The 4816-nt window shown below is 39.8% G+C and carries 2 protein-coding genes and 1 pseudogene; all 3 read right to left on the bottom strand.

All coding sequences use genetic code 11. The annotated features are described in order from the left end of the window. Nucleotides 1-332: 332 nt before the first annotated feature. The 3 genes and pseudogenes from JDF658_RS12345 to JDF658_RS12335 all read right to left on the bottom strand — a co-directional run bounded on the left by JDF658_RS12345 (nt 333) and on the right by JDF658_RS12335 (nt 4638). On the bottom strand, nt 333-953 hold the full coding sequence (locus tag JDF658_RS12345) for a magnesium chelatase domain-containing protein (protein ID WP_079907862.1): 621 nt from the start codon (nt 951-953) through the stop codon (nt 333-335). A 1023-nt stretch (nt 954-1976) separates the two neighbouring features. Next, nucleotides 1977-2474, bottom strand: coding sequence for a hypothetical protein (locus JDF658_RS12340; RefSeq protein WP_079907860.1), 498 nt, complete (start codon nt 2472-2474; stop codon nt 1977-1979). A gap of 891 nt (nt 2475-3365) precedes the next feature. Then, nucleotides 3366-4638: pseudogene (locus JDF658_RS12335) on the bottom strand (IS110 family transposase). Nucleotides 4639-4816 lie beyond the last annotated feature (178 nt).

Below are 4816 nucleotides of genomic sequence, written 5' to 3'. Positions count from 1 at the left end.
TGGTTCTCACAGCACGCAAGTTAGTGCGTATGGTTGATGCTCTGCTGCGCAGCAACCAACTTTACATGCCCCAGGGGCAAAGGAGGGATTCAAACTAAGGGCAACCAAAATCTATTTTACATTTTTGTAACTTGTTTCCAAATATATTAGGAAACAGGGTGGTTTTTTGTTGCCTTTTTAAAAAACTAAACTAGAAAATATTAACCTTATGGTCTTGACATATTACCGTAGGTCTTCAAGAAAAAACAAGGAAGCCGGCTCTTCCTTGACTTAGTTATTCCACGGGCTGGTATGCTTTACATTAGGCAATTATGATTCCCAGCCGCAGCAATTTACAGAGCCCTTTTCGCTACCGCCTGCCCTGCTACATCGGCAAAGTCCAGCTCCTCATCGGACTTTTCCCGGACTATTTCGGTAATATCAAGAGGCTTCTCCGGTAAAAGCTCTTCTTCTCCCGATAAAAAAGCCACGATTTCTCTTAGGCTCTTTACCCCATAAACCTCAACTCCGGACACCAATGCTCCTTCGGTACGGTTGTTATATGGCACCACCGCTTTCGGTACCCTACCCCGCACCGCTAATACCGAAGGTAGGACTCCATCAACCTCCCGCACCTGACCTTCCAAGGATAGTTCCCCTAAAAAGATATACTCAGAAAGGTCAGCATTTAACTGTTCGCTCGCCGCCAAAATCCCCAAAGCTATCGGTAAATCAAAGTGGGAGCCTTCTTTTTTAAGGTCGGCGGGGGCAAGGTTTATAATTATCCTGGCGATGGGAAAATCAAATCCCGAATTTTTTATCGCCGACTTTACCCGCTCCCGGGCTTCCTTGACCGCCGTATCGGGAAGGCCCACTACCTTCATCCTCGGAAGCCCGCGGTTAATGTCCACCTCCACCACCACAATTTCGCCATTAATGCCGTTTAAGGCAACGGTATGAACTTTAGAAAGCATTTATCTTCTCCTTTAGCCATTTTTTGTTTCTTATTCGGCATATTTCAAAAAATTCCTCTAAAAAGAAAAAATCCTGCTTAAAAAAGCAGAATGGAAGGTATCAAGAAATAACAAAAATTTTTTTGATAATTAAAATGGACAAAGTTGCAAAAGAAAAATCCTCACTAAGTAACCTAAGCATAGCCTGTTTAATGGTTAAAAGCATTAATTGAAAATAAATTTGCATTACGAATTTAATGAAAAGGACATGTAGTGTAAAAACTACCAGCTAAATAGCCAAATAAAGTAAGCAATAGTTGGGTTAAAAAAAATTCCCCAACGATGCCTTGGGAAAAATCTTTGCGATTTGGGGGAATTTCCTCTTGCATAAAAAGTCTACGCTAATTTTGCTTTCTGCATGTTTAATCACATCGGGCTTTCCTCATCTGGTATTTCGAGGCTCAATCACTTCAGCTTTTGCTTTTGGCCCGCTATTTTGCTGTTCTACGCTTAAAACTCTCAGTTGCCTGACAGTCTTCAAGAACTCACTACAGGGCTGTTGGTTAGAAATTACCTCAATGGTATTTACACCCACTAGAATTAGCGACCTTGCCCGGCCGCACTACACAAAACCTTAAACATTCTCGCCCAATCTTTTGAGCTATTAAAACCACAATAGCTTGTATAATTATGCCAATCACAATACCAGTAAGTTAGCGCATAAATTGGTTGTGCATCCCATTGTCCCTTGTTTTTCCTATAACCTACTACTTGTCTATAGCTCATATCAACTCTAAATGTTAACTGTTCTAAATCCAATTTAGTTTCAGGTATCCATATCCATTGTTACTATCGAAATTTAATTTCCCTCAGGCTAAAGTTCTAACATTGATGGACATACTCTTTTGCAGTCTTGTTTTCAGTGTTTTGCATAAATAATCATCTCCTTAATGGTACATTTACCACTTACAAAAACTTAAACATTTTCAAACTTTAGAATTTCTGGGTATGTGTCCAATCTTTTGGGATTAGCCTGCCTTTTTTTCATGCATCCCTTAAAACTTTGGTTATAAACCATTTATCACCTATTTTTTGGAAACAAATGTGCTCATAATATATTGTTGAAGTTGGAGCACCAGGTGAAACAGAAGACACGGCTACTATAATTTCTTGCTCTTCTTTTATATTGCTTTTTAGGAATTTATAAGAAACTATTTTTTCAAATTTATGTTCCTTGAAAAGCTTCAGTTCTCCACTTACAACTTCTTTATAAGCATCTCCTTTAGTAATTTTAAGTAAGGTCTTTTCATCACCTTTATACTTAGCCACTATGTATTTTGTCGCCATCTCTTTTAAGTCTTTTTCTAAGTCTTTTAGTTCTGAACTTTTCGATTTATTAGTTTTATATACTTTGTTTTTAACCGTTCTATTACCAGTAACCGGTTTTCTTTTGTTATTTTCGATTTCATTACAACCAGTAATAAAGCTTAGTAAGATTAGTACTATTAAGAAAAAAATGCTATTTTTTTTAAAAAAACACATTTTTTACTGCCTCCTCAATGAACCTTTAATTTTTACTTTTTCTCGTTTTATATTATATTGCACTTTGCTAATAACAAACAAAAATTCTATTCATTAGTTTTTATTCAAGTTATTTTTTATGGTACTCTACGTTGTGGTAGTCAGGTTAACTGCTCAAGATGTTGGTTTCTACCCACACAAAATAGTGAGGAATCAATAAATTACAATACTACAGATTACAACTACCTTCTATGCTATTATATTTTGAAAAATAGACTCTGGATTAATTTGCAAATTCACGCTAATAACTCTTCTATAACTTTCATTGTTTCTTCCATTTGACGCTTTTGCAATTTATACTCTTCCAACATTTTTGTAACTCCCTGGTAGCAACGACTTCAGTTACTCCTCTCCCTCAATAAGATTTAAATTTCTCCGTTTTTCTCGCTTAATCTCAGAATTTCACTTTGACAACAATCAACCATTTGGCTGATTATAACGGCAGTGCATAATTTTGGATGAATATGGGTAACTACAACCAGACCGCTTATACGTTTTACAATATCTGGTCGGTGGGATTCCACATATTCTCCAGTGGCAACCCTCCCATGTCTCACAGGGTCTTTGCCCTAAATTCCTTCGTTCTGCCTGCTCTGGAGGTGGAATGTCAGAAATGCTCCTTTACAGGGTCTTAGCCCGAATGGATGTTAGCCTGACTATCCCGACTCCTGGTTGTCAAAGTGCTAATCCTTATTGATTAAGCAAGAAAAACAGAATCATTCCTTTCCGCACACCGCCTGACTGCCCCTGACGCCGCGGCCTTGAGCCTGTCAAGGGCCGCGCAGCGGCTCCGCTCGCCCTTGACAGGCGAAAAGGAGCGCGGTGTATAATGGCCTCTTGCGGTGGGCGTTTTTACGCTGCCGCCATCATCGGCCGTTTAATATCACTCATCATTTTTTCCGGGTCATAAGCTGTTCCTTTGCTTAGCAGGGCATAAAATACTCGGATTAATTTACAGCACAGGGCTATTAACGATTGCATCTTTTTCAACCGGTTTTCTTTCCTGGTAGTGTAGTACTGATGCAGTTTGCGAAATTCATCGTTCCTGGCAAGTAACGGCATAACTGCTTTAAATAGCTCTCGTCGCAATTCTTTGCGTCCTCGTTTGCTTATGGTTGTTTTCCCTTTATGCTTACCTGAGCTGTTTTCTTTTAAATTTAGCCCTGCTAATTTTTGTATTTGCCGTGGATGGCTGAATCTTTTTACATCCCCTACTTCGGCTACAAAGCTGGCTACTGCTACCACGCCTATGCCTTTAATTTGTAGCAGTGCCTGGGCATTTGGCACCTGTGCCAGTAACTCTTCCACAAGTCCCATCGTTTCTTCCATTTGACGGCTTATCATTTCATACTCTTCCAATAGATTTTTTAACTCACTGGTAGCAGCCCGTAGCCCTTCCGTTACTCCTATTGACTGTTTGGCTGCTTCAACCAGTCTTACTGCATGTTTGGGTCCTACAGCCCGCTTAATTTCCGTTTTCCAGCAGGCTATTATACCTTCTACGCCAGCTTCGAGTACCTTCTGTGGCGTAGGAAACGCCTTTAACGTCAATATTGCAGCCTTGCCGGTCCAATCCTTAAATACCTGTGTGAATTCCGGAAAGTAAATATTCAACCAGCGCTGTATCCTGTTGCTGATTTCATTTAGCCGTCTATTTTGGCGGCTGCGGGCTTCCATGGCAACCCTTAACTCGTTATATATTCCTTCCGGAAGGTATGGCTCAGAATAACGGCCATCTTTATACTAACATTGCGATGGTTTTAGGATCTTTCCGGTCATTTTTGCTTGGACTGTTATCATCCAGTTCCTTTGCTCTTTTGACATGGAATGGATTGACAATAGCTATTTTTATTTGTTTGTTCTTTAAGTAAAAGCCGAAGGTAAACCAGTAATGGCCTGTTGGTTCCATACCTACTATTACTTCAGTCTTCCCATGTTTTTTCTGTAGGTCATCCAGCCACTGCTCAAACTTTTTAAACCCTTCAGCGCTATTATGGAAGGTTTGTAAACGCCCTAACTCAACTCCACGGCCGTCAAAGGCTCTAGCATAATGAATTTCACTGCCAATGTCTACACCAACAATCAATGTCTCAGATTTTATGTCAATAACTTGTGAAAATGTCACCCCGAAATAGGGTTAATTATCGTCACAAAATGTCACCCCCTGCTAAGAACCTAACCTGGCTTTGGCAATTGTAGTTAAACAGGAATAACTTATGGCTATTCCCTCGTGCTCCTCCAGAAGCTCCATAAAGTGCTTGAAATTGGCGTTCTTGTACTTATCGGATTGTTTCAATGAGATA

This window comes from Carboxydocella sp. JDF658 (assembly GCF_002049395.1).
GTDB lineage: Bacteria > Bacillota.
Note: the sequence above shows the minus strand (reverse complement) of the source record. Positions and strands in the feature narration are given on the sequence as shown.

What these genes read in the sequence shown, in the direction of transcription:
- JDF658_RS12345 (WP_079907862.1), bottom strand. Translation starts at nt 953, where the DNA reads ATGCTTTCTAAAGTTCATACCGTTGCCTTAAACGGCATTAATGGCGAA.
- JDF658_RS12340 (WP_079907860.1), bottom strand. Translation starts at nt 2,474, where the DNA reads ATGTGTTTTTTTAAAAAAAATAGCATTTTTTTCTTAATAGTACTAATC.